Source organism: Nocardioides sp. Soil777, assembly GCF_001428425.1.
GTDB lineage: Bacteria > Actinomycetota > Actinomycetes > Propionibacteriales > Nocardioidaceae > Nocardioides > Nocardioides terrigena.
Window position 1 is genome coordinate 377888 of the sequence record NZ_LMSN01000012.1, and the last position, 24904, is coordinate 402791.

Genomic DNA, 24904 nt, shown 5'->3' on the forward strand with positions numbered 1-24904 from the left:
CATGGCGATCTCGCTGTCCAACAACAAGCACACCGCCGCACGCGTCAAGTCGCGCCTGCGTCGTCAGGTCCGTGGTCGCAAGCGCGTCTCCGGCACCGCCGAGCGCCCGCGCCTGGTGGTCACCAAGTCGGCCCGGCACCTCAGCGTGCAGGTCGTCGACGACCTGCAGGGTGCCACGCTCGTCCACGCCTCCACCATGGAGGCCGACGTGCGCGCCGCCGAGGGTGACAAGACCGCCAAGGCCAAGAAGGTCGGCGAGCTCGTTGCCGAGCGTGCCAAGGCCCAGGGTGTCGACGCGGTCGTCTTCGACCGCGCCGGCAACAAGTACCACGGTCGCATCGCGGCCCTCGCCGACGCCGCCCGTGAGGGCGGACTGTCGTTCTGATCGCCGAACCAGTTTTTCGAAAGAGGAGAATCTCATGAGCGGAGCCCAGCGCGGACAGCGTGGTGGCGAGCGCCAGGGCAACGACCGTCGCGGACGCGACAATGGTCGGGGCCAGGGTGCTGAGAAGACCGCCTACATCGAGCGCGTCGTTGCGATCAACCGAGTCGCCAAGGTCGTGAAGGGTGGTCGTCGCTTCAGCTTCACCGCCCTCGTGATCGTGGGCGACGGCGATGGTCTGGTCGGCGTCGGCTACGGCAAGGCGAAGGAAGTTCCTGCGGCGATCGCCAAGGGTGTCGAGGAGGCCAAGAAGGCATTCTTCAAGGTCCCCCGCATCCAGGGCACCATCCCGCACCCGGTGCAGGGCGAGAAGGCAGCGGGCGTCGTCCTGCTGCGCCCGGCGTCCCCCGGTACCGGCGTCATCGCCGGTGGCCCGGTGCGCGCCGTGCTCGAGTGCGCCGGCATCCACGACGTGCTGAGCAAGTCGCTCGGCTCGTCCAACCAGATCAACATCGTGCACGCGACCGTCGAGGCGCTGCGGATGCTGGAGGAGCCCGAGGCCGTGGCGGCTCGCCGCGGCAAGCGGGTCGAGGACGTCACCCCGGCTGCGATCCTGAAGGCCCGCGAGGCCGGTCGCGAGGAGGCCGCTGCGGCGGCCGCTTCGGGGGTGTCCTCCTGATGGCGCAGCTGAAGGTCCAGCAGAAGCGCGGGCTGGTCGGCCTCAAGGCCAACCAGCGCGAGACGCTGCGCTCGCTCGGTCTCAAGCGGATCGGCGACGTGGTCGTCAAGGAAGACCGCCCGGAGATCCGGGGCATGGTCAACACTGTCCGTCACCTGGTGACGGTCGAGGAGGTCGACTGACATGACGCTCAAGCTGCATCACCTCCGGCCGGCTCCCGGCTCCAAGACCGCCAAGACCCGCGTGGGTCGCGGTGAGGGCTCCAAGGGCAAGACGTCCGGTCGCGGTACCAAGGGCACCAAGGCCCGCTACCAGGTTCCGGTCGCCTTCGAGGGTGGCCAGATGCCGATCCACATGCGGCTCCCCAAGCTGAAGGGCTTCAAGAACCCCTTCAAGGTGGAGTTCCAGGTGGTCAACCTCGACAAGCTGAACGAGCTCTTCCCGCAGGGTGGCGCCGTCTCGGTCGAGGACCTGGTCACCAAGGGCGCGGTCCGCAAGGGCCAGCCCGTCAAGGTGCTCGGCCAGGGCGACATCTCGGTCGCCGTGCAGGTCACCGCCGACGCGTTCTCGGGCTCCGCCAAGGAGAAGATCGAGGCCGCCGGCGGCACCACCACGGTGGTCTGAGGCTCGTCCTCTCGCATGACGTACACAGGCCCGGCCTGGCAGTGGGAACTGTCGGGCCGGGCCTCATCGTTCACCGGGGCAGAAGTCTGACGGGCGACTGTTAGGCTTCCCCGGGCCTTCACGCAGGTGTGTGGAGGCGTAGTCCGCCGCGACGGGGACCAGACCCTGTCCCGGCACCAGTAACCGAAAGGCCGATCCTGTGCTAGGCGCGTTCGCCAACGCTTTCCGCACGCCGGACCTGCGGCGCAAGCTGCTGTTCGTCCTGCTGATCGTCACGATCTTCCGGCTCGGCTCCCAGGTGCCGACGCCCGGCGTCAACGTCGCCAACGTGCAGGCGTGTCTCAGTGACGTGGAGTCCAACGGCCTCTACCAGCTCGTCAACCTGTTCTCCGGTGGCGCGCTGCTCCAGCTGACGATCTTCGCGCTGGGGATCATGCCCTACATCACCGCCAGCATCATCCTGCAGCTGCTCGTCGTGGTGATCCCACGGCTCGAGGCGCTGAAGAAGGAGGGCCAGTCGGGCCAGACCAAGATCACGCAGTACACCCGCTACCTCACGCTCGGCCTCGCGCTCCTCCAGGCGACCGGCATCGTGGCGCTGGCGCGGTCGGGCAACCTGCTCCAGGGGTGCACCCGCGACCTGCTGCACAGCGACAACACGTCGACGTTCCTGACCATGGTCCTCACCATGACCGCCGGCACGGCCGTCATCATGTGGCTCGGCGAGCTCATCACGGACCGCGGCATCGGCAACGGCATGTCGATCCTCATCTTCACCCAGGTCGTGGCGACCTTCCCGGGCTCCCTGTGGCAGGTCCAGGTGACCCAGGGCTGGTGGGTGTTCGGCATCGTGATGGTGATCGGCCTCATCCTGGTCGCCGCCGTCATCTTCATCGAGCAGGCGCAGCGCCGGATCCCGGTGCAGTACGCCCGTCGCATGGTGGGCCGCAAGATGTTCGGTGGCTCCTCGACGTACATCCCGCTCAAGGTCAACCAGGCCGGCATCATCCCGGTGATCTTCGCGTCGTCGCTGCTCTACCTGCCCGCGATGGCCCTGCAGTTCAACCAGACGAGCTCGTCGCCGGTGATCACCTTCATCAACACCTACCTCGTCGGTGGCGACCACCCGCTCTACATGGCGATCTACTTCGCCCTCATCATCTTCTTCACGTACTTCTACGTCTCGATCACCTTCAACCCCACGGAGGTCGCAGACAACATGAAGAAGTACGGCGGCTTCATCCCCGGGATCCGGGCGGGCAAGCCGACCGAGGACTACCTGTCCTACGTCCTGTCCCGCATCACGTTCCCCGGAGCCCTCTACCTCGGCCTGATCTCGTTGGTGCCCCTGATCGCGTTCGCGCTGATCAACGCCAACCAGAACTTCCCGTTCGGCGGTACCTCGATCCTCATCATGGTCGGTGTCGCGCTGGACACGGTGAAGCAGATCGAGAGCCAGCTCCAGCAGCGCAACTACGAAGGGTTCCTGCGTTAATGAGGCTGATCATCATGGGGCCGCCCGGTGCCGGCAAGGGCACGCAGGCCAAGTTCATCGCCGAGCACTTCGGCATCCCGGCGATCTCGACCGGTGACATCTTCCGCGCCAACGTCTCGCGGGGCACCGAGCTCGGCGTCGAGGCCAAGCGCTACATGGACGCCGGCGAGTACGTCCCGGACGAGGTCACCAACCTCATGGTGCGCAACCGCATCGACGAGCCCGACGCGGAGCCCGGCTTCCTGCTGGACGGCTACCCGCGCACGCTCGCGCAGGTCGAGGAGCTCGACGGGATGATCAAGCACACCGGCCACGCGCTCGACGCGGTCGTGGTGCTGACGGTCGACCAGGACGAGGTCGTCGAGCGGCTCCTGCAGCGTGCCGAGACCGACGGCCGGGCCGACGACACGGCCGACGTCATCCGCCGCCGCCAGGAGATCTACGGCGAGGAGACGGCCCCGCTCGTCGAGGTCTACCGCGACCGTGGCCTGCTCATCGAGGTCGACGGCCTCGGCGAGGTCGACGAGGTCACCCAGCGCATCTTCACCGCGCTCGACGTCGTCCCCCAGTCTTGAGCGGAGCCCTGTGGTGTTCGCCAACCGGGGCCTCGAGATCAAGACGCCGGCCCAGATCGCGCAGATGCGCGTCAGCGGGCTGCTCGTCGGTCGCACGCTGGAGCTGCTGCGCGGAGCCGCTGCTCCGGGTGTGACCACCGGTGAGCTCGACCGGCTGGCCGAGTCGCACATCCGCGACCACGGCGGCATCCCGTCGTTCAAGGGCTACAGCCAGCCGCCCTTCCCCGCGACGATCTGCGCCTCCGTCAACGACGAGGTCGTGCACGGCATCCCGGGGGACCGGGTGCTGCGGGACGGCGACGTCATCTCGATCGACTGCGGCGCGATCGTCGACGGCTGGCACGGCGACGCGGCGATCACCGTGCCGATCGGGGACGTCGCCCCCGAGACCCTCGAGCTGCTCCGGGTCACCGAGGAGGCGCTGTGGCGGGGCATGGCCGCCGCCCACCTCGGCGGGCGGGTCGGCGACATCGGTCATGCCATCGAGCGCTATGTCGTCAGCCAGGGCCGCTACGGCATCCTCGAGGACTACACCGGCCACGGCATCGGCACCGAGATGCACATGGCTCCGAACGTGCCCAACTACGGCAAGCGCGGCAAGGGCCCGACCCTCGTCGAGGGCCTGGCCCTGGCGGTCGAGCCCATGGTGACGCTGGGCAGCAAGGAGACCGACCTGCTCGAGGACGAGTGGACGGTCGCCACCGTGGACGGCTCGATGGCCGCCCACTTCGAGCACACCTTCACCCTCACGCCCTCCGGTGCGTGGGTGCTCACGGCCGTGGACGGTGGCGCCGCGAGGCTCGCCGGCCTCGGCGCGCCGTACGGCGGCTCCTGACCCGAGCGCCGGCCTGACGGTTCGACCCCGGTCGAGGGTCCGTGCCAGACTGTGGCCACCAGGAGGGGAGTATTCCCCCGCGGTGGTGTCGTCAGTACGGCGTGGGTCTCGATCCGCTCCCGGTGCCATCGGCCCCTGCGGCCACGGCCCAGGTGCGGAAGAGACCTCCGGAGTGACCGCCCCGCGCGGCGCCGGTGCCCGCACATCCCCCTACCCCTCCCGGAGGAACCTCGTGGACGTACCCACCTGGGTCTGGATCGCCACTGCCGTGGTGACCATCGCCATCTTCACCTTCGACCTCGCCGTCGTCGGCCGACGACCGCACGAGCCCAGCATGCGGGAGTGCGCGACGTACCTGTCGATCTACGTCGGCCTGGCGGTGATCTTCGGCCTCGGCGTCTGGTACACCTCCGGCGGCACCTACGCGCTGGAGTTCTACTCCGGCTGGCTGGTGGAGTACTCGCTCTCCATCGACAACCTGTTCATCTTCATCATCATCATGGCCAAGTTCGCCGTGCCCCGCGAGCTGCAGCAGTACGCCTTGATGATCGGCATCGTGATGGCGCTCATCATGCGCGCGATCTTCATCGCCGTCGGCGCGGCCGCGATCAGCAACTTCAGCTGGATCTTCTACATCTTCGGCCTGTTCCTGGTCTACACGGCCTTCAAGCTCGCCAAGGAGGGTGCGGAGGACGAGGACGAGGAGTTCGAGGAGAACAAGCTCGTCGCCTTCATCGAGCGTCGCTTCCCGGCCACCTCGGAGTGGCACGGCAAGTCCCTGTTCATCCAGGACGCCGGCAAGCGGATGATCACCCCGATGTTCATCGTGATCATCACCCTGGGCACGACCGACCTGCTCTTCGCGCTCGACTCGATCCCGGCGATCTTCGGCATCACCAAGGAGCCCTACCTGGTGCTGACGGCCAACATCTTCGCGCTGATGGGCCTGCGCCAGCTCTACTTCCTCATCGGCGGCCTGCTGCAGCGCCTGATCTACCTGTCGTACGGCCTGGCGTTCCTGCTGGCCTTCATCGGCGTGAAGCTGTTCTTCCACGCGCTCCACGAGAACGAGCTCCCGTTCATCAACGGTGGCGAGCCCCTCGACTACGCCTGGCTGGAGATCCCGATCTGGCTCTCGCTGGTGGTCATCCTGGCCACCCTGGCCATCACCGCGGTGCTCTCGCTGTGGGCCTCGAGCCGGATGACGGACGAGGAGCAGGACGCCGCGACCGGACCCCGTCGCGACTGGGACGAGGACTGATCGTCCCCGCCACACCGTGAACGCGTCCCCGTCGGCCTAGCCGGCGGGGACGCACTCGTTGGTGGCGGGGGACTGGTCGCTGCCCCGCACCAGGCGCACCTCGACGCAGATGTCCTCCGGGGTCCGGATGACGACCTGGTCCTTGTCGGTGCGCTCGAAGTCCCCGGAGTCCAGGCGTTGCCACAGCCACGTGTCCCCAGGCTCGAGCTCCTCGGTGGTCTGCCACCGGAAGACGACCCCCTCGGCGGTGCGGGTGCCCGTCACCGAGGGTGCGGTGCCGAGGTCCTGGGGGACCAGGTCCGACGGCGTCGTCTCCGTGGGCGTGAGCGGTCCGTCGGCCTCCCGGTCGTCGGGACGGTCACCGCCGCCCAGGACCAGGGCGACCACCGCGGCCGCGACGGCGACGACGCCCGCCGCCGCCCACACGACCCCGGAGACGCCGCGCGACCGCTCCTCCTCCTCGGCCTCCTGCTCCTCCTGGGCCGTCGCGATCCGCCGCGGGCCGGACGCGGAGATCACCGTGACGGCCTTCATGACCGTCCGGTCCTCCTCGGGCTCCGGGGCGACGGCGCGCACGGACGAGTCGGGACGGTCGCCCTCGACGGCCACGGCGGTGCGCGACCACCCGGCGGCGGACTCGATCTGCTGGAGGCTGCGGGCCAGCTCCAGGGCGCTCTGGGGCCGGTGCCCGGGCTGCTTGGCCAGGCACTGCTGCAGCAGCCGGTCCAGGGCCGGAGGCACGTCGGGGCGCTGGGTGGCCGGGGGAGCGGCGTGCAGGATGCGGGCGCTCAGCGCCCGGGTGGAGTTGTCGCCGGACGGGATGGAGAACGGCGAGCGCCCCACGAGCAGGTGCCAGATCGTCGCGCCGAGGGAGTAGACGTCGGAGGCGACCGAGCCGTTGGAGCGCCCGTCGAGCAGCTCCGGCGGCGACCACGGGTAGGAGATGCGCACGTCGCTCTCGCCCTCGATGTCGGCCATGTGGCCGGCGATGCCGAAGTCGGTGAGCGCGGGCTCGTGGTAGGTCGTCACCAGCACGTTGCTGGGCTTGATGTCGCGGTGCAGGATCCCGGAGCGGTGCGCGGTCTCGATGGCGCTGGCCAGCTTGATGCCGGTCGCGACGGCGTCGACGACGGGCATCGGGTTGGAGCGCACCCGGATGCCGAGGTCGGGCGGCGGGCAGTAGCGCATCACGAGGTAGGGGCGGCCGCCGTCCTGCGTCACCCCGGCGGTGATCACCGAGACGATGTAGGGATGGTCGGCCAGCCGGGCCATGGCGTTGGCCTCGGCGGTGAAGAGCTGCTTCTCGCGCTCGTTGAGGGGTACGTCGGGCCGCACGACCTTGACCGCGACGCGCTGTCGCGGCCACTGCTGCTCGTAGAGGAAGACGTCGGCGAAGCCGCCGCTCCCGAGGTGCTCGACGAACTGGAACCCCGGGATGACCGGCGCGCTCACCGCTCGCTCACCGTGGCGGCCGCGGAGCCGACCTCGTAGCGGACCTCGTAGACCTCGGCGAGGTCGAGGGAGGCGCCGGGGTCGAGGACGTACGCCTCGCCGGCACGCATGCGTTCGGGTGGGCGTCCGGGCATGGTGAGCATGGTGCCACCTCGCGAGTCCAGGTCGCGCGCGAGCACCTGCCAGCCGTCGAGCTCGATGTGCAGGTGCATCCGCGACACGAAGGTGTGGTCGGAGGGCAGGTGCACGAGGTGCGGCCAGTCGCCGGCGCCCTCGAGAGGTGCGGGCCTGCGGCCGAGCACGACACCCCGGTCGAGTGGCACGACCTCCCCGGTGGGGAGCCGCAGGCCGCCGAGGGTGGGACGGGCCAGCCGGCGCGGCTCCTGCGGGGCGACCCGCTGCCGGCACACGCGGCAGGAGGGCTGCGACGGCGACGTCAGGTGGCCCAGGGGACAGCTGACGGCCAGCACCGTCTCGTGGGTCCCGTGCCGCAGGTGGGGGACGGGTCCCGGACGGTGCACGGTGGAGCCGTCGTGGTCGTCGTCCTCCGGCTCCCCGGTGTGCTGCCCGGGGTCGGTCGACTGGATCGTCGTGTGGCCACCCTCGCTGATGCGCTCCATGAAGGCGGGGTCCGGCTCGGTGGTGTCGTGCAGCGACCCGGTGTCCTCGGACGCCTGCGCGGGATCGCGACGCCGTGGTCGCGGGGGTGGCGGGCCGGCAGGGCCGGTGGCGGCCAGGATCGAGGCCGGGATGCCGTCGATCATGCCGGGGGCGGCGGCCTGCGCCGGGACGGCGGGCGCGGCTGAGGTCGGCGCCACCTTGTGGGCCAGGGGCCGGATCTCCGCCCGGGAGGCCGCGACCACGCCGGCCACCAGGCGACGGGTCGGGACGAGAGCCACGGGGTCGGCGCCTCCGTCGAGGGACAGGATGCGGTCCGCACCCAGCACGCGCACGTGGCCGTGGCCGCGCGAGAGGCTGGCGGAGCCGCCGGCGGACAGGTCCACGACGGCCAGTGCCGGCGGGTCTCCCTCGAACGCCTTCTCGAGGAGGGCGAGGACCTCCTCGGTCACCGAGCCCGTGGCCGTCCGCGAGCGGGACACCACGGCCCAGATCTCGTCGAGCACGTCGTCGTCGTGCGGGTCGGTGACGAGGACCCAGTGGTCACCCGCCCCCAGCAGGACGCCGTCCCCTGCGGCGTACCTGGTCTCCACGACCACGAGCCTCTCCTCACGAAAGCAAGTGCCATCCGGACTAGCACGATAGTGTCATCCCCCGGGGCCCCAGCGTGCCGGTTGTGCCGAACTTGTCCGTTGTGCGCGCTTGTACCTAGGCTCCATCCTGCGCCGTCGGGGGACGGGCTCATTCTCGCGGTAGGGGGCTGCCAGTGGCACGGGTGGGATTCCTGCGACGGCACCGTACGGCCATCGCCTCCAACACCGCGCTCGCGATCGCCGCGGTCGCCGTGCTGGTCTACGCGGTCTCGGCCGACGGCTACCAGGCCCACGAGGCCGAGCTCAACGACGGCGGCATCTGGGTCGTCAACGGCAAGGAAGGCCTCTACGGCCGGATCAACAAGCCGATCAACCAGCTCGACACGGTCGTCTTCGCCGACCGCGACGACCTGCGGCTCGACGTCGTCCAGGACGGGGCCGCGGTGCTCGCGGTCGACGAGCGTGCCAGCACCGCCCAGCTGGTCGACCCCGCTACCTCGGAGGTCGAGCCGAGCGGCACCATCTCTGTGCCCTCCCGCGGCGACCTCCAGCTCGCCGGCGGCACGCTGGCCTCGGTCGACGCGGAGACCGGCGCCGTCTGGGCCGCCCGCGTCGACCCCGTGACGGGTCGGTCGATCGTCAGCGAGGTCGACCGCCAGTCCGACCCCCTCGACGAGGTCGGCGAGGCGGCCGCGCTCGCGGTGAGCCAGGCCGGCACCGTGGTCGTGACCTCGGGCACCGAGCGCACCGTCACCTACCTGGTCCCGGGCGAGGGCGGGATCGGCAAGCCCCGCACCGAGGACCTCCCCGAGGCCGCCGGTGAGCCGAGCGCCGTGACGACCGTCGGCGACACCGTCGTCACCCTCGACTCCGCGACCGGGGCGCTCGCCGTGCTCGGTGGGGGCACCGCCAGCGTCCCCGAGGACGCCGTGCTGCAGCAGGCGGGGCCCGCCGCGGACGCCGTCCTGGTCGCCAGCCGCGGCGGCCTGATGAGCGTCGACCTCACCAGCGGCGAGGCCACCGTCGTCGCGGACGGTGTCAACGGCCAGCCGGCCGAGCCCGTGCGCCTCGGCGCCTGCCAGTACGCCGCGTGGTCCGGGGGCCTGGGCCACGTCGCCGTCCGGTGCGGTGACGACGAGGCCACCGTGTCCGACCTGGGGGGCAAGGGACGCGCCCTGTCCCTGCGGGTCAACCGCGGCCAGATCGTGCTCAACGACGGCACCACCGGCACGGTGTGGGACGTCGAGGACCTCGAGCCCCAGCGCATCGACAACTGGAACGCCTTCACCGCCTCGACCAAGGTCGAGGAGGAGGACAAGGAGAACCAGGACCAGAGCGACGGCGACCGCCGCCCGCCGAAGGCCGAGCCCGACCGCTACGGCGCCCGTCCCGGACGCACCACGGTGCTCCACCCGCTCGACAACGACTCCGCGCCCGACGGCCGGCTGCTGAGCATCGTGCAGGTCGACGAGCCCACCGGAGGCGCCCGGGCCGAGATCAGCCCGGACGGCCAGACCATCGTCCTCACCCTGCCCGAGGACGCCCGCAGCACGAGCTTCGAGTACCACATCAACGACGGGCGGGACACCTCCGCGCACGCGACGGTGACCGTGGCCGTCCGGGGTGCCGGCGACAACAGCGCCCCGCAGCTGCGCTCCGGCTACAAGCCGCGCGTGTGGCGGGTCCCCGCCGCGGGGTCGCTGTCGGTGCCGGTGCTCGCCGACTGGCGCGACGACTCCGACGGGGACGCCGTCGTCCTCGACTCGGCGACCGCCGTGGGCGGCGACGTGTCGGGTGCCGTCGCGCGCACCACGTCCGACGGCCGGGTGCGGTTCACCGCTCCGCGGGACGGCGGCGAGCCCGTCCAGGTGGCCTACACGGTGACCGACGGCCGCTCCGCGCCGGAACGCCGCACGATGACCTTCCAGGTCCAGGACAAGCTCGACCAGGAGAGTTTCGCCGCGACGGCCGAGCCCGACGTCGTACGCGGTGAGGTGGGCCAGCCGATCAAGATCCGCCCCCTCCTCAACGACCTGCCCGGCTCGGACCCGGCCAACCCCGACGCCGAGCTCGCCCTCGGCGGCAAGCTCCCGGGGCAGGGAGGCGCCGTCGTCAAGACCGACACCGAGAACGGCGTCATCACCTTCACCGGGTCCAAGGCGGGCACCTTCTTCCTCGACTACGACGCGGCGTACGGCAACGCCCCCCTCGACGGCAGCACGGTCCGGGTCGACGTGCAGCCGGCACGCGGGGACCGCGCGCCCATCGCGATGCCCGACACGCTGACGGTCTACGGGCAGTCGGCGGCCATCATCGACGTGCTCGCCAACGACCTCGACCCCGCCGGCGGGCTGCTCGCCGTGCAGCGTGCGGCCGCCGACGACCCCGACCAGCTCGACGTGGCGATCATCGACGGTCGCTGGCTGCGCATCTCGGCGCGGCAGGGGGCGCTGGCCCCGAACCCCCAGCTTGTCTCCTACACGATCAGCAACGGCACGCGCTCGGGCGTCGAGGGCGAGGTCTCGGTCAGCCTGCGCCCGGTGCCCGAGGACAACTCGCCGATCACCGCCTCCGACCGCGTCGTGGTGCGTGCCGGCACCTCGGTGACCGCGCCGGTGCTCGACAACGACCTCTCGCCGTCGGGCGACCGGCTCTCCCTGCTCGGCGACGTCGTCGAGGGATCCCCCGGCGAGCTCGCGGTGGTCGCGCCGATCGACGTGAAGGGCGACGTGGGGCGGGCCTTCGTCACCGGTCGCACGGTGCGCTACGTCGCGCCGGCCGACCTCGCGGAGCGCGACAGCTTCACCATCCCCTACGTCGCGGTCAACACCACCGGGCAGACGTCCCCGGGTCGGCTGACCGTCGTCGTGACGCCGGCCGACGACCCCAACACGGCGCCCGAGCCGCCGACGCTGGAGTCGCGGGTCGTCTCGGGCGACACGGTCAAGGTCCGCCTGCCCGGCAGCGGGATCGACCCCGACGGTGACCCGGTCACCATCGCGGGCATCACGTCCGCTCCCCGCAAGGGCCGCCTGCTCTCCTTCGGCGGCAACTTCCTCGAGTACCAGGCCTATCCGCGCACGGAGGGCACCGACGAGTTCGAGTACTCCGTCGTGGACACCCAGGGGGGCGTCGCCACCGCCACGGTGCGGATCGTCGTCGTGCCCCTCGAGGAGCCGCAGAGCCCGCTGGCCGTCGACGACCAGCTGACCGTCGAGCCGGGGCGCACCGCCACGTTCGACCCGCTGGCCAACGACTACGTCGCCCCCGGGGACGACGTCCGGATCGAGCTCGTCGACGCACCCAACGGTGTCGAGCTCGACCGGGAGACCAGCCTGGTCACGGTGCCGGCGCCCGACCGGGTCGACGCCGCTGCGACCACGGTCGTCTACTCCATCAGCAACGGCCTCGACACCTCCCGGGCGATCATGAGGCTGGACACCGCCGCCTCGATCAACAACCCACCGATCGTGTACGACGCCTTCGGGCGCGCCGACGACAGCGAGAGCGTCACGGTGGGCGTCCTCGACGGCGCCTACGACCCGGACGGCTCCGTCGACGACCTGGTCGTGGCCGAGGTGCTGGGCGCCCCCGACGTCGCCCGCATCGACGGCGACCGCATCAAGGCCAACCGGGGCGCCTCCCCGCAGGTGGTGCCCTTCCGCGTCGAGGACGCCGGCGGCGCCTCCGCCACGGCATCGCTCTACGTGCCACCGACCGGGACCGGCATCCCGTACGTCGAGCCGGACGCGCTCATCGAGATCGACCGCGGCGGGAGCTTCTCCGGGTCGCTGGAGGACTACATCGCCAACCCCTCGGGCGGGTCCATGCGGCTGACCGGCAAGCGTGCCGTCAACGCCTCACCGACGGCCCTCCAGCCGGCCCCGGACGGTGAGCGCGGCTTCACCATCGACACCGACGCCGACTACCGCGGCCCGGGCGCCCTGCTGCTCGAGGTGACGACGGCCACCGACCCGAGTGGCAACGAGGACCCGCAGGACCCGACCGACGGCTACACCGCGCTGCTCTCGATCCCGGTGCAGGTGGGTGACGACACCCCCGAGCTCACGTGTCCGGCGACCACGATCCCGATCTCCTCGGGACAGGTCTACGACCTCGACATCGGGTCGCTGTGCACCGTGTGGACGCTCGACCCGGCGGACGCCGACGACCTCACCTACGACGGCACGTTCACCGAGGCGGTCGAGGGGATCGCCGTCAGCGGCACCGGCACCTCCGTGCTGCGTGTGTCCGCGGCCGACGACGCCACCGAGGGGGGCACCGCCGTCCTGTCGGTGACGGCCGGCGACAGCAACGCCGAGGAGATCCGCTTCCGCCTCGATGACGCCCCGCCGCCGTCACTGCTGCCGATCCGGGTCGACGACCTGCAGGCCGGCCAGTCCCGGACCTACGACCTGGCGGCCTACCTCGAGCCGGGCGTCTCCAGCCCCGACCCCACGGTCGTGTCCGTCGACCCGATCAGCGGCGCGGGGGTGTCGGCCAGCAGGAGTGGCTCGTCGGTCACCTTCAGGGCAGGCCCGGACGCCCAGGGCACCTCGACGTTCCGCATCGTGATGAGCGACGTCGCCGACTCCGACAGTCCCCAGCGCACGGCCGAGGGCCGGATCCAGTTCGAGGTCAGCGGCACGCCGGGTGCGCCCGGGCCTCCGCGACCCTTCCCGGCCGAGCAGTCCAACAAGATCTCGATGGGCTGGGAGCCGCCCAGCGACGACGGCGGGTCCCCGATCACGGGCTACCAGGTCCAGGAGCTGCGCACCAACAAGCAGATCACCTGCCGCACCAACGAGTGCGACTTCGGTGGCCTCGCGAACGCCAAGGCCTACACGTTCAAGGTCCGCGCGATCAACAAGATCGGCCCGGGCGACTGGAGCGACGTCTCGCAGTCGGCGTACGCCGACACCCGTCCGGGCCGGGTCGACAACATCCGGATGAAGTCGCGTGGAGACGGCACCATCACGGTCGTGTGGGACCCGCCCACGACGGCGACCTCGAAGGTGCTCAGCTACTACGTGACCTGGCTCGGCGGCGCCCAGGAGGTCACGGGCGAGACGACGTCGGTCACGGCGAGCGGCCTGGACAACAACGCCCAGTACACCTTCACGATCAAGGCGCTCAACAAGGTCGGCTACTCGCCCCCGCGCTCGTCGGGCCTGTTCCAGCCCCTGGGTACTCCGTTGCCGCCCGGCACGCCGACCGTCGTGGACCTCGAGTCCGGGGCCGAGCGCACGTCGGTGCGGGTCACCTGGCCGGCCACGCTGCCCGAGGGCCCTGGCCCGACGCTCTACACCGTGAGCTACTCGACGCCGTCCGGCACGCAGAACGTCCCGGGCTGCTCCCGCGTCCAGGCGACGACGTGCGTCCACTCGGGACTCGGCTACGACGGGACCGTCTACTCCTACTCCGTCCGGGCCCACAACGTCGAGAACACGTCCGGCCCCAGCCCGGCAGCGTCGTTCCAGGCGGTCGGCATCCCGGCGCAGTGGGGCGCCTGGAGCGTCGCTCCGACGGGGGCCGACCAGCAGGTGCGCGTGGACGCGGTGGCTCCGGACCCGCGTGGGAAGTCGGGTCGTGTCGCGATCCTGGTGGGCGGGCAGGTGGTCTGGGAGGGCAACACCACCGCTGGCCAGGCGATCTCCCAGGTCGTCAGCACGCAGAGCAACACCACGCCGTACCAGGTGCAGCTGCGCATGTGCAACGAGTCCGTGCCCCAGGGTTGCACGAGCTCCGACACCAAGACGGTGCAGAGCTACGGCCCGCTGCGCCCCGAGCACCTCTCTGCGCCCGCGATCACCTCCGTCTCGGGCAAGAGCATCGGCTTCACCGTCTCGGGCAGCGGCAACGGACGACCGGTCCGGCTCGTCGTCTCGGTGGTCGGCAACGGCAACAGGGTCTACCTGGAGACGACGCGAGAGCTGGGCGCCAGCCCCTTCACCGTGGGCTTCAACGTCGCGACGGAGTCCTTCGAGGAGGACGTGGACATCTACGCCCGCCTGGTGGACCCTGCGGTCGGACGGGGCGAGGTCAACACCCGCACCAGGTCGCAGTCCGGGACCGCTCCGGCCCCCGCGATCTCGCTCTCCCGCAGTGCGTGCAGCGACGACGGCGCCAGCGGCCTCCCGTCGTGCGGGGGCAGCCTGCTCGGCGGTCAGTGCACGTCCGCGACCTGCGGGTTCCTGGTGATCACGACCACCGACATGAACCGGTCCTACCGGTGCACGATCTCCAACTCCCTGCGCCCCTTCCAGGACCGCACGCGCGACTTCGGCTCCAACGGCTCCAACGTCACCGACATCGTCTACGAGGCCGGCCACGTCACGGTGACGTGCGACGAGCAGGGCGGCAACCGAGAAGCCGGGACCACGACGTGGGAGTGGAAGTGACCAGCCGACCCTTCACCATCCAAGGAGCACGATGACGATCTCGCACGAGCAGGCCGACTGGTTCAAGCAGACCTTCGACCAGCTGACCGACAACATGGAGAAGGCCGTGCTGGGCAAGCGCCACGTGGTGCGCCTGGCGCTGACGTGCCTCCTGTCGGAGGGTCACATCCTGCTCGAGGACTTCCCCGGCACCGGCAAGACGATGCTGGCGCGGTCGCTGGCCAACACGGTCCAGGGCAGCCACGCGCGCATCCAGTTCACCCCCGACCTGCTGCCCTCGGACGTCATCGGCGTGACGGTCTACGACCAGCACAAGGGCACGTTCGACTTCCACCCCGGCCCGATCTTCCACACCATCGTCCTGGCCGACGAGATCAACCGCGCCTCGCCCAAGACCCAGTCGGCGCTGCTCGAGGTGATGGAGGAGAGCCGGGTCACCGTCGACGGCGTCGCGCACTCGGTCGGCAAGCCGTTCCTCGTCATCGCCACCCAGAACCCCATCGAGCAGGCCGGCACCTACCGCCTGCCCGAGGCCCAGCTCGACCGCTTCCTGATGAAGACCTCGATGGGCTACCCCGACCGGGCGGCCACCGTCGAGCTGCTCGTCAACGCGGCCGTGCGCGACCGCGCCTCGCTCGTCACCCCGGTCATCACCGCGGCCACCATCTCCCAGATGAGCGGCCTCGCCGACCAGGTGTACGTCGACCCGGCCGTCGTCGGCTACGTCGCCGAGCTCGCCGAGGAGTCGCGCCGCCAGCCGCACGTCAAGCTCGGGCTGTCGCCGCGCGGCTGCCTGGCCCTGGTGCGGGTCGCCAAGACCTGGGCCGCGGCCGACGCCCGCGACCACGTCGTGCCGGACGACATCAAGGAGCTCGCCGAGCCCGTGCTGTCGCACCGCGTCCTCCTCGACGCCGAGGCCCAGTTCAGCGGCGTCAGCGTCCAGACCGTCATCGGGCGTCTCCTCGACTCCGTCGCGCCGCCCACCGACCGGGTGGCCTGATCTGCTGATGGAGCGCGTGAAGGAGCTGCTGGCGATTGTCCGCCCCACGGGCTGGCTGGTCCTCGGCATCGGGACGGGTGCGGCGTACCTCGCCGCCCTCGTGGGCTGGCGGGAGATGGCCGTGCTGGCGGCCGCCTGCCTGCTGCTGCTCTTGCTCGCGGCGCCGTTCCTGCTGGGACGGACCTCGGTCGACGTGGACCTGCGCCTCGAGCCGGAGCGGGTCGCCGCCGGCGACTCGGTCGCGGCCGGCGTCGTGGTGCGCAACATCGCCTCCCGGCGGCTGCTGCCCACCACGCTGGAGGTCCCGGTCGGCTCGTCGACGCACCGCTACGGCATCGGCTCGCTGCCTGCCGGGGGAGTGCACGAGGAGTCCTTCACCATCCGCACGGAGCGCCGCGGCGTCATCCGCGTCGGGCCGGCCACCACGCGTCGTGGTGATCCTGTCGGCGTCTTCTCGCGCGACATGGTGTGGACGCCCGTCCGCGAGGTGCTCGTGCGCCCGCCGATGGTGCCGCTCGACTCGCTCGGCGCCGGGCTGCTCCGCGACCTGGAAGGCGTCTCGACCGATGCGGTCTCGCAGAGCGACCTCGCCTTCCACGCCCTGCGTGAGTACGTCCCCGGTGACGACCTGCGCCACATCCACTGGCGCTCCTCGGCCAAGGTGATGGCCTCGACGGGGGAGTCCGCCCTGCTGGTCCGGCAGTACCTCGACACCCGCCGGAGCCACGCGGCCCTCGTCGTCGACGACCAGCGCGCCTCCTGGAGCAGCGACGAGGTCTTCGAGGACGCGATGTCGGTGGCCGCGTCCATCGCCGTCCGGGCCGTGCTCGACGAGTTCGACGTGTCCTTCGTCTGTGGAACGACCGCCTCGACCGGGTCCGACGGCCACCTGGCGCTCGACGCCGTGTGCCGTGCCGACTTCGGGGACACCGGCATCGTGGCGGCCAGCCGGCGGGCCACGATGGTCGCGCCCGACTGCAGCCTGCTCTTCCTGGTGGGTGGCAAGGACACCTCCTTCACCGACCTGCTGCGCGGCTCGGCGGCCTTCCCGCCCGAGGTGCGCCGCTTTGCGATCGTGCTCGACCCCGAGGGCGCCAGCAGGGTGACCGAGACCGGGGGCCTTCCCGTCCTGCACCTCGCCGCCCGCGAGGACCTCGGCGGCCTCCTCCTCTGGAGCCTTCGATGACCCTCACCCCACGACGTTCTCCGTCTCCTCCGCTCCGCTCCTCCGCCGGACAACGTCGCGGGGGCCCCGAGTGAGTCACGTCGACACCCAGACCCGCACCCGGCCCAGCCACCTGCTGCCGGACGGCCAGGCCGTCGTCGACCTGGTCTTCGTCCTGCTGCTGACGGCTGTGGCCCTGAGCGGTCTCGCGACCTCCTTCACCGGGTGGTCGTTCCTCGTCATCGGCATGACCGGTGCCGTCATCGCCATGGCCGTGACGCACCTGAGCCGGGCCCTCGGCTGGCCGCTCGTGGCGCCGGTGCTCATCCTCACCCTGGTGTTCTTCCTGCTCGGTGGCCCCCTCTGCCTGCGGTCGGTGGGCGACACGGCCTTCGTCCCCGGGAGCCAGACGCTGTCCACGCTGGTCGACCAGGCGATCCACGGCTGGAAGGACCTACTCACGACCCTGCCGCCGGTCGACGGCGACGGTCCGTTGCTCGTGCTGCCGTGGCTGCTCGGTCTCCTCGCCGGCCTGCTGGGGACGTCGCTGTCCCACCTCCACCTACGGCGTGCGTGGCTCACCGCCCTGCTGCCCGTCCTCGGGCTGACCGCCGTGCTCGCCACGGTCATCCTGCTCGGCGTGCGCCACCCGCAGTCGCTCCTCGTCCAGGGAGCGGCTTTCGCCGGCCTGGCCCTGGGCTGGCTCGCGCTGCGCGCCCGGCGGGCGTCCGCGACGGTGCACGGCGGCACGTCCGGCTGGGGCCGTCTCGCTGTCGGGACCGGGCTGGTCGCGCTGGCGTCCGCGCTCGCCGTACCCGCCTCCGCGCTCGTCATGGGCGACGACGACGGCGACCGCACCGTGGTGCGCAACTGGGTGGAGCCGCCGTTCGACATCGGTCAGTACCCCTCGCCCCTCGCCGGGTTCCGCAAGTACATCGACCCCCTCGGGCAGGAGAACGCGGCCAACGTCTACGACCGCACCCTGTTCACCGTCGACGGGGTGCCGGAGGGCACGCGAGTGCGCTTCGCGGCCATGGACCACTACGACGGCATGGTGTGGGGCGCATCCGACAACGCGCTGCCGGAGCCGGCCGCCGACTCGTTCCAGCGGGTGTCGTCGACGATCGACAACCCCGTCGAGGGGGAGGAGGTCGAGGCCACCGTCACCATCGGGGAGGCGTACGACGGCGTCTGGCTGCCGACGGCCGGCGCGCTCCAGTCCCTCGACTTCCGCATCGGCGACCCCGACGGCAAGGCCGAGTCCTTCCGCTACAACCTCGCCACCTCGACGGCCGTCGTCCCCACCGGACTGACCGAGGGGGACACCTACTCCTTCACCGCCGTCCTGCCCGACGACACCCTCGACTCCTCCACCGTCGCGTCGAGTGCCGTCGTGCCGGCACCCGAGGGCACGGCCTTCCTCAAGACGCCGGCGGCGCAGTGGACGACCAAGGCGACCTCGCCCGTCGAGCGGGTCGAGGCCATCGCGAAGCACCTGCTGACCGAGGGCAAGTACTCCGACGGGGTCCGGCGCTCCGAGCAGGTCTACCACCCCGGCCACAGCGTCCAGCGGCTGTCCGAGGGCTTCCTCCAGGCCCCGCAGATGGTCGGCAACGACGAGCAGTACGCCGCGGCAATGGCCCTGCTGGCCGGCGAGGTGGGTGTGCCCGCCCGGGTAGTGCTCGGGGCCGAGGTGCCGGAGGGCGGCGTGGTGACGGGCAAGGACGTCTCGGCCTGGGTCGAGCTGCGCGCCGCCGACGGCTCCTGGAAGACCCTGCCGACCGAGGACTTCATGTCCGACGAGCCGCCCGCCGACGAGCTGCCCGAGACCAACACCCCGATGACCGGCACGGTCGTCCCGCCCCCGGCGCCGATCCCGCCGCCGTCGGACGCCGGCGACCAGAGCGACGCCGACCTCAAGCAGCGCAAGGCCGACAAGAAGGAGGCCGACGAGGAGGACGAGGACTCGCTCGTGGCCGGCCTGCCCGGCTGGGTGCGGGTCGTCGCGACGTACGTCGGGGGCCCGCTGCTGGTGGCGTTCCTCCTGGTCGGCGCGGTCATCGGTCTCAAGCTGCTCCGCCGCCGGCGGCGGCGCAACGCCTCCGTGGTCTCCGCGCGATTCGTGGGCGCCTGGCGCGAGCTGGTCGACCACGCCCGCGACCTCGGCCAGCCGGTGCCCCTGGGCCCGACCGTCACCCGTCGTGAGCAGTCCGGGGCGATCGGATCCGAGCAGGCGCCCTCGCTGGCGCGCCGGGCGGACGGCTTCGTCTTCGGCCCGAGCGCTCCCGATGCGGGCGCTGCGGCGTCCTACTGGCAGACTGTCGACGCCGAGCGACGTGCGATGTCCCAGTCCGTGGGTCGCCGGCAGCGGCTGATGGCCGCGGTCAACCTCCGCTCGTTGCGGCCCACCGGCCCCCGGGTGCGGGGGAGCCGCAGGCGCCCGCGCTGATTGGTCTTTTCCGACAGCGACTGACTAAACTGGCGTGTCGGCCCAACGTGGGTTGCGTTTCGTGGTGCCTCGCGGCTGCCGGATCACGCCTCGACCGTCCTGAAAGGCGGTTCGTGTCGTGCCCGGGATGAGGTTCACGGCACCGCTTCACGAGGTCCACCGGTCCACCTGGGCCGGAGGTTCCCGGGCCAGCCGCGTCACCACGGTGACGCGGTGCAACAACGGTAGACATACGACCAACAGATTGTGGAGGACATGCCGAAGAAAGAAGGCGTGATCGAGCTCGAGGGCGTCATCACTGAAGCCCTCCCCAACGCGATGTTCCGGGTGGAGCTGAGCAACGGACACAAGGTGCTCGCCCACATCAGCGGCAAGATGCGCCAGCACTACATCCGGATCCTCCCCGAGGACCGCGTGGTGGTGGAGCTGTCCCCCTACGACCTGACCCGCGGTCGGATCGTCTACCGCTACAAGTAACCAGCCGATCCGAAAGGTCCTTCTCATGAAGGTCAAGCCCAGCGTCAAGGCGATGTGCGACAAGTGCAAGGTCATCCGTCGTCACGGCCGCGTCATGGTCATCTGCGAGAACCCCCGCCACAAGCAGCGGCAGGGCTGAGCTGACGCTCACCTCGCAGCACCCGACGTACAACTGAACACCCCACAACGTGATCGCTAGGCCAGGCACCCCCTGACCGAAGCCACCTCCGGAGCACTGGCCGGAGCCCACCCGAGGCGGGATGGGACGCGACACGACCAGAAACCATTGCGAGTACAGACAAGGAAAGCCACATGGCACGCCTCGTTGGTGTTGACCTCCCGCGCGACAAGCGCATCGAGATCGCACTCACCTACATCTACGGCATCGGCCGTACCCGCGCCCAGCAGCTGCTCGCCGCCACCGGGGTCGACCCGAACGCGCGAGTTCACACGCTCGGCGACGAGGAGCTGGTCAAGCTTCGCGACGAGATCGAAGCCAACTTCAAGATCGAGGGTGACCTCCGTCGCGAGGTCCAGGCAGACATCCGCCGCAAGATCGAGATCGGCAGCTACCAGGGTCGCCGCCACCGCATGGGCCTCCCGGTCCGCGGCCAGCGCACCAAGACCAACGCGCGCACCCGCAAGGGCCCCAAGCGCACTGTCGCCGGCAAGAAGAAGGCGAAGTGACCCGGCGCTGACGCGCTGAGTCCCGCCCCTTCACTCGAAGCTTCCAGACCAGAACCTCGTAGGAGATACCTGAATGCCTCCCAAGAGCCGCGCGACCAAGGTCCGCCGCAAGGAGAAGAAGAACGTCGCTCAGGGCGAAGCCCACATCAAGAGCACGTTCAACAACACCATCGTCACGATCACCGACCCCACCGGGGCGGTGATCTCGTGGGCCTCTGCCGGCACCGTCGGCTTCAAGGGCTCGCGAAAGTCCACGCCGTTCGCCGCGCAGATGGCAGCCGAGGCTGCGGGTCGTCGGGCGATGGAGCACGGGATGAAGAAGATCGACGTCTTCGTGAAGGGCCCGGGTTCGGGCCGCGAGACGGCGATCCGTTCGCTGGGTGCCATCGGCCTCGAGGTCGGCACCATCCAGGACGTCACCCCCACGCCCCACAACGGATGCCGGCCGCCCAAGCGCCGCCGCGTCTGACCCGACACCCGAGAAAGAGAGACTTCCAGCCATGGCCCGTTACACCGGCCCGATCACCCGCAAGTCGCGCCGCCTCGGTGTCGACCTCGTCGGCGGCGACGCTGCTTTCGAGAAGCGTCCCTACCCCCCCGGCCAGCACGGCCGTCGCCGCATCAAGGAGAGTGAGTACCTCCTCCAGCTGCAGGAGAAGCAGAAGGCCCGCTTCACCTACGGCGTGATGGAGAAGCAGTTCCTCCGCTACTACAAGGAAGCCAACCGTCGCCAGGGCAAGACCGGTGACAACCTGCTCCAGCTCCTCGAGTGCCGCCTCGACAACGTGGTCTACCGCGCCGGGTTCGCCCGCACGCGTCGCCACGCCCGGCAGCTCGTCGTGCACGGTCACTTCCTGGTCAACGGTCACAAGGTCGACATCCCGTCGTTCCAGGTGTCGGCCCACGACATCATCGACGTCCGCGAGAAGTCGCTGGAGATGACCCCGTTCATCGTCGCCCGTGAGACCCACGGCGAGCGTCACGTGCCTGCGTGGATGGAGGCCATCCCCACCCGGATGCGCATCCTCGTCCACCAGGTGCCGACCCGCGCGCAGATCGACCTGCCCATCACCGAGCAGCTGATCGTCGAGTACTACTCCAAGAAGTAATCCCTTGCCGGTGGCCGCCCTCGGGTGGCCACCGGTCCCTCCCTTTCACAACAATCCTGTGAGTTCGGGCCCGTCAAATGGTGGGTGGGTCCGGAAAGGAAAGAATCAGTGCTTATCGCTCAGCGCCCGACCCTGTCGGAAGAGTCCGTCGACGAGTTCCGTTCGCGGTTCGTCATCGAGCCCCTGGAGCCCGGTTTCGGGTACACGCTCGGCAACTCGCTGCGCCGTACCCTCCTGTCGTCCATCCCGGGTGCGTCGGTCACCAGCATCAAGGTCGACTCCGTGCTCCACGAGTTCTCGACCATCGAGGGTGTGACCGAGGACGTCACCGAGGTCATCCTCAACCTCAAGGGCCTCGTCGTCTCCTCGGAGCACGACGAGCCGGTCGTGATGTACCTCCGCAAGTCCGGTGCCGGTGACGTCACCGCCGCCGACATCACCCCGCCCGCCGGTGTCGAGGTCCACAACCCCGACCTGAAGATCGCCACGCTGTCCGACAAGGGCAAGCTGGACGTCGAGCTCGTCGTCGAGCGTGGCCGCGGCTACGTCTCGGCCGTGCAGAACAAGGGTGCGGACAACGAGATCGGCCGCATCCCGGTCGACTCGATCTACAGCCCGGTCCTCAAGGTCACCTACAAGGTCGAGGCCACCCGTGTCGAGCAGCGCACGGACTTCGACAAGCTCGTGATCGACGTCGAGACCAAGCCGTCGATGCGTCCCCGCGACGCCATCGCCTCGGCCGGCAAGACGCTCGTGGAGCTCTTCGGCCTGGCCCGTGAGCTCAACGTCGAGGCCGAGGGCATCGACATCGGCCCGTCGCCCGTCGACGAGCAGCTCGCCGCCGACCTCGCCCTCCCGGTCGAGGACCTGCAGCTGACGGTCCGGTCCTACAACTGCCTCAAGCGCGAGGGCATCCACACCGTGGGTGAGCTCATCAGCCGCTCGGAGCAGGACCTGCTCGACATCCGCAACTTCGGTGCGAAGTCGATCGACGAGGTCAAGGCCAAGCTGGTCGAGATGGGTCTGTCCCTCAAGGACAGTGCGCCCGGCTTCGACCCGCACGCCGCTCTCGCGGCGTACGGCGATGACGACGACGACGCCTTCGTCGAGGACGAGCAGTACTAATTGAATTGCGCGAGCGAGTCGCAGTCGGCGCCTCGCTGCCGCGCCGCAGTCGAGGTATGACTGTGGTAGCGGTGGCCTGGCGTCTCACCGGCGCCTCGCTGCCGCGCAACTGAATTGCGCGAGCGTGCCGGCTTCGCCGTCACGCTGCCGCGCCGCGGTTGACGTGTGTTGTGGTTGTGGTTGCGGGGCGTCTCACCGGCGCCTCGCTCCCGCACCCGCAGCTGACGCTGACTGGGGATACGGTCGTGTGGCGGCTTGCCGCCGCCACGCTCGCGTTGACATCCAAACCGTCCGCCGGTCCCGGCGGACGTCTACCCCGGTACCTGACACGGCCGGAGAGAAGCGAGAAATCACATGCCCAAGCCCAAGAAGGGCAAGCGCCTCGGCGGTAGCCCCGCCCACCAGCGCCTGATCCTGGCGAACCTGGCCACCAGCCTGTTCGAGCACGGCCGGATCACCACCACGGAGACCAAGGCGCGCATGCTTCGCCCGTACGCGGAGAAGCTGATCACCAAGGCCAAGCGTGGAGACCTGCACAACCGCCGCGAGGTCCTCAAGACCATCCGCGACAAGTCGGTCGTGCACACCCTCTTCACCGAGATCGCGCCGACGTTCGCCGAGCGCCCGGGTGGCTACACCCGGATCACCAAGATCGGTCCGCGCAAGGGCGACAACGCTCCCATGGCGGTCATCGAGCTGGTGACCGAGGCGTACAGCCCCAAGGCTGCCTCGACGAAGAAGACGCAGGCTGCTGCTCCGGCTCCGGCCGCTGCGGAGGAGGAGGCTCCCGCCGAGGAGACCGCCGAGACCGAGGCGACCGACACCGAGAGCCAGGAGACGGCCGTCGTGGCCGCAGACGAGGACGTCACCGACGGCAACGTGTCCGGCAAGTACGCCGGCTCGCACGCGCCGATGGAGAACGTCGACGAGGCCCCCGACGGCTTCCCGGTCAAGGGCAACGAGAACTCGATGAAGTTCCACGAGCCCGACGGCCAGTGGTACGGCCAGACTGTCGCCGAGGTGTGGTTCGACTCGGTCGAGTCCGCGGAGGCCGCTGGCTTCACGCGCGCCGGCGAGTGAGCTAGCCACACGCGTCGAATCGACGGCCCGTCACCCCACTGGGGTGGCGGGTCGTCGTGCGTCCGGAGCACCTAGGTCCCGGGCAACGACCTGCGCGGGCCACCGAGCCGGCTGCCACCGAGGTCGGCGCGCTGCCCGGCCGCCCACCCGTCGTGCCGTCCGGTGCCCGAGAGACGACGCGCGCTCGCCTGTTGCAGGTGCGGGTAGGTCTCGTCCCGAGCGGCCACGACCGCGTGGGACCGGTCCGCCAGGACGAGGGTGCTCGAGGTGCCGTGGTCGGCGAACCGGTCCGCAGCGTCCTCGGCCGCGGCAGCCTCGGCACGGTCGAGGCGGCGACCGACCGACTGGGTGAACCCGGCCAGCCAGCTGCGCCGGAACGCCGCCGGGTGGTCGTAGGACGGCACCGGTGTGCGGGCCAGGGCGTGCAGTGCCTGGACGAGCAGGCTGGTGAAGAGGATCTCCACGCGCTGGAGGTCCGAGCGGTGGCCGAAGAGGTGCAGGGACAGCTCCTTGGTGCCGTCGGGGTAGCGGGTGCGGCGGACACCGCGACATCCCAGGGCCGCCGCGACGGTGGCCAGCAGGTCAGCCTTGTCGGCGGCATAGGGCCGGTCGACCAGCACGACCAGGTCTCCCACGACGTCGAGGGACGGGTCGCTCAGGGCGAGGAGGGCTCGGTCGATGCCGTACGCCGCCATCAGGGCGGCCGCCTTGGCGGTGTAGGTCTCGGCCTCGGCCGGCGTCGCCGCCGGGTCCTCGGCCTTGGCCAGCAGCTTGCGCACCTTGGCCAGCATTGTGGTCGAGTCGTCGGTGTGGTCCATGTCAGCTCCCCGGGATCAGTGGTGGTGCCGGGTGAGACTGGCACGACGCACCGACAGCGCGTGCGGCTCCTCCACAGGA

At 70.4% G+C, this 24904-nt stretch carries 21 protein-coding genes and 1 pseudogene; 19 read left to right on the forward strand and 3 right to left on the reverse strand.

Annotated features, from left to right (window positions below; genetic code table 11):
* Window position 1 precedes the first annotated feature (1 nt).
* The 8 genes from rplR to ASG88_RS09345 all read left to right on the forward strand — a co-directional run bounded on the left by rplR (window position 2) and on the right by ASG88_RS09345 (window position 5851).
* A complete protein-coding gene (gene rplR / locus ASG88_RS09310; RefSeq protein ID WP_056887128.1) occupies window positions 2-385 on the forward strand; it encodes a 50S ribosomal protein L18 in 384 nt (127 codons plus the stop codon).
* 34 nt (window positions 386-419) lie between these two features.
* Window positions 420-1061, forward strand: a complete 642-nt coding sequence (gene rpsE / locus ASG88_RS09315; RefSeq protein ID WP_056887129.1) for a 30S ribosomal protein S5 — start codon at window positions 420-422, stop codon at window positions 1059-1061.
* Entirely contained in the window at window positions 1061-1243 is a 183-nt protein-coding gene (gene rpmD, locus ASG88_RS09320; RefSeq protein ID WP_056887130.1) for a 50S ribosomal protein L30, read from the forward strand. Before rpsE ends, rpmD begins: the two co-directional genes overlap by 1 nt.
* Window position 1244: 1 nt before the next feature.
* A complete protein-coding gene (gene rplO / locus ASG88_RS09325) occupies window positions 1245-1685 on the forward strand; it encodes a 50S ribosomal protein L15 (protein WP_056887131.1) in 441 nt (146 codons plus the stop codon).
* A gap of 199 nt (window positions 1686-1884) precedes the next feature.
* Window positions 1885-3180 (forward strand): preprotein translocase subunit SecY, encoded by a 1296-nt coding sequence (gene secY / locus ASG88_RS09330; protein WP_056887132.1) that lies wholly within the window; start codon window positions 1885-1887, stop codon window positions 3178-3180.
* Window positions 3180-3755, forward strand: coding sequence for an adenylate kinase (locus tag ASG88_RS09335; protein WP_056887133.1), 576 nt, complete (start codon window positions 3180-3182; stop codon window positions 3753-3755). The genes secY and ASG88_RS09335 overlap by 1 nt, the downstream gene beginning before the upstream one ends.
* 13 nt (window positions 3756-3768) lie before the next feature.
* On the forward strand, window positions 3769-4590 hold the full coding sequence (map, locus tag ASG88_RS09340) for a type I methionyl aminopeptidase (protein WP_414858630.1): 822 nt from the start codon (window positions 3769-3771) through the stop codon (window positions 4588-4590).
* 232 nt (window positions 4591-4822) lie between these two features.
* Window positions 4823-5851 (forward strand): TerC family protein, encoded by a 1029-nt coding sequence (locus tag ASG88_RS09345; RefSeq protein ID WP_056887135.1) that lies wholly within the window; start codon window positions 4823-4825, stop codon window positions 5849-5851.
* A gap of 36 nt (window positions 5852-5887) precedes the next feature.
* Here ASG88_RS09345 and ASG88_RS23500 read toward each other — a convergent pair whose 3' ends face one another.
* Together ASG88_RS23500 and ASG88_RS23040 are read right to left on the reverse strand one after the other, a co-directional pair.
* Window positions 5888-7303: a serine/threonine-protein kinase gene (locus ASG88_RS23500; RefSeq protein WP_056887136.1), complete on the reverse strand. Its 1416-nt coding sequence runs from the start codon at window positions 7301-7303 to the stop codon at window positions 5888-5890.
* Complete coding sequence (locus tag ASG88_RS23040; RefSeq protein ID WP_157559651.1) at window positions 7300-8514, reverse strand: FHA domain-containing protein; 1215 nt, start codon at window positions 8512-8514, stop codon at window positions 7300-7302. The genes ASG88_RS23500 and ASG88_RS23040 overlap by 4 nt, the downstream gene beginning before the upstream one ends.
* 173 nt (window positions 8515-8687) lie before the next feature.
* Between ASG88_RS23040 and ASG88_RS09360 the strand changes: the two genes are divergently transcribed.
* The 11 genes and pseudogenes from ASG88_RS09360 to rplQ form a co-directional block, all read left to right on the forward strand.
* Window positions 8688-14915 carry an Ig-like domain-containing protein gene (locus ASG88_RS09360; protein ID WP_056887138.1) on the forward strand — a complete coding sequence of 2076 codons (6228 nt, stop codon included), beginning with the start codon at window positions 8688-8690 and terminating at the stop codon, window positions 14913-14915.
* Window positions 14916-14946: 31 nt separating this feature from the next.
* Window positions 14947-15915 (forward strand): AAA family ATPase, encoded by a 969-nt coding sequence (locus ASG88_RS09365; protein WP_056887139.1) that lies wholly within the window; start codon window positions 14947-14949, stop codon window positions 15913-15915.
* Window positions 15916-15922: 7 nt separating this feature from the next.
* Window positions 15923-17101: a DUF58 domain-containing protein gene (locus ASG88_RS09370; protein WP_056887140.1), complete on the forward strand. Its 1179-nt coding sequence runs from the start codon at window positions 15923-15925 to the stop codon at window positions 17099-17101.
* 70 nt (window positions 17102-17171) lie between these two features.
* Window positions 17172-19529: a DUF3488 and transglutaminase-like domain-containing protein gene (locus ASG88_RS09375; RefSeq protein ID WP_056887141.1), complete on the forward strand. Its 2358-nt coding sequence runs from the start codon at window positions 17172-17174 to the stop codon at window positions 19527-19529.
* A 255-nt stretch (window positions 19530-19784) separates the two neighbouring features.
* A complete protein-coding gene (gene infA, locus ASG88_RS09380) occupies window positions 19785-20006 on the forward strand; it encodes a translation initiation factor IF-1 (RefSeq protein WP_056887142.1) in 222 nt (73 codons plus the stop codon).
* A 25-nt stretch (window positions 20007-20031) separates the two neighbouring features.
* Window positions 20032-20145 (forward strand): 50S ribosomal protein L36, encoded by a 114-nt coding sequence (rpmJ, locus tag ASG88_RS09385; RefSeq protein ID WP_056887143.1) that lies wholly within the window; start codon window positions 20032-20034, stop codon window positions 20143-20145.
* Window positions 20146-20318: 173 nt separating this feature from the next.
* Complete coding sequence (gene rpsM, locus ASG88_RS09390) at window positions 20319-20693, forward strand: 30S ribosomal protein S13 (protein ID WP_056599771.1); 375 nt, start codon at window positions 20319-20321, stop codon at window positions 20691-20693.
* A 73-nt stretch (window positions 20694-20766) separates the two neighbouring features.
* Window positions 20767-21162: a 30S ribosomal protein S11 gene (rpsK, locus tag ASG88_RS09395; protein ID WP_056887144.1), complete on the forward strand. Its 396-nt coding sequence runs from the start codon at window positions 20767-20769 to the stop codon at window positions 21160-21162.
* 31 nt (window positions 21163-21193) lie between these two features.
* On the forward strand, window positions 21194-21802 hold the full coding sequence (rpsD, locus tag ASG88_RS09400; RefSeq protein WP_056887145.1) for a 30S ribosomal protein S4: 609 nt from the start codon (window positions 21194-21196) through the stop codon (window positions 21800-21802).
* Window positions 21803-21910: 108 nt separating this feature from the next.
* A complete protein-coding gene (locus tag ASG88_RS09405; protein WP_056887146.1) occupies window positions 21911-22927 on the forward strand; it encodes a DNA-directed RNA polymerase subunit alpha in 1017 nt (338 codons plus the stop codon).
* 354 nt (window positions 22928-23281) lie between these two features.
* Window positions 23282-23866 (forward strand): annotated as a pseudogene (rplQ, locus tag ASG88_RS23785) (50S ribosomal protein L17); the annotation flags it as partial.
* A 212-nt stretch (window positions 23867-24078) separates the two neighbouring features.
* Here rplQ and ASG88_RS09415 read toward each other — a convergent pair.
* On the reverse strand, window positions 24079-24825 hold the full coding sequence (locus ASG88_RS09415; RefSeq protein ID WP_200956401.1) for a DUF2786 domain-containing protein: 747 nt from the start codon (window positions 24823-24825) through the stop codon (window positions 24079-24081).
* Window positions 24826-24904 lie beyond the last annotated feature (79 nt).

Coding starts and splice junctions, on each gene's coding strand:
- rpsD (WP_056887145.1), top strand. CDS start 21,194: ATGGCCCGTTACACCGGCCCGATCACCCGCAAGTCGCGCCGCCTCGGT.
- rpmD (WP_056887130.1), top strand. CDS start 1,061: ATGGCGCAGCTGAAGGTCCAGCAGAAGCGCGGGCTGGTCGGCCTCAAG.
- rpsK (WP_056887144.1), top strand. CDS start 20,767: ATGCCTCCCAAGAGCCGCGCGACCAAGGTCCGCCGCAAGGAGAAGAAG.
- rpsE (WP_056887129.1), top strand. CDS start 420: ATGAGCGGAGCCCAGCGCGGACAGCGTGGTGGCGAGCGCCAGGGCAAC.
- rpmJ (WP_056887143.1), top strand. CDS start 20,032: ATGAAGGTCAAGCCCAGCGTCAAGGCGATGTGCGACAAGTGCAAGGTC.
- infA (WP_056887142.1), top strand. CDS start 19,785: ATGCCGAAGAAAGAAGGCGTGATCGAGCTCGAGGGCGTCATCACTGAA.
- rplO (WP_056887131.1), top strand. CDS start 1,245: ATGACGCTCAAGCTGCATCACCTCCGGCCGGCTCCCGGCTCCAAGACC.
- ASG88_RS09335 (WP_056887133.1), top strand. CDS start 3,180: ATGAGGCTGATCATCATGGGGCCGCCCGGTGCCGGCAAGGGCACGCAG.
- ASG88_RS09365 (WP_056887139.1), top strand. CDS start 14,947: ATGACGATCTCGCACGAGCAGGCCGACTGGTTCAAGCAGACCTTCGAC.
- rplR (WP_056887128.1), top strand. CDS start 2: ATGGCGATCTCGCTGTCCAACAACAAGCACACCGCCGCACGCGTCAAG.
- ASG88_RS09415 (WP_200956401.1), bottom strand. CDS start 24,825: ATGGACCACACCGACGACTCGACCACAATGCTGGCCAAGGTGCGCAAG.
- ASG88_RS09370 (WP_056887140.1), top strand. CDS start 15,923: ATGGAGCGCGTGAAGGAGCTGCTGGCGATTGTCCGCCCCACGGGCTGG.
- rpsM (WP_056599771.1), top strand. CDS start 20,319: ATGGCACGCCTCGTTGGTGTTGACCTCCCGCGCGACAAGCGCATCGAG.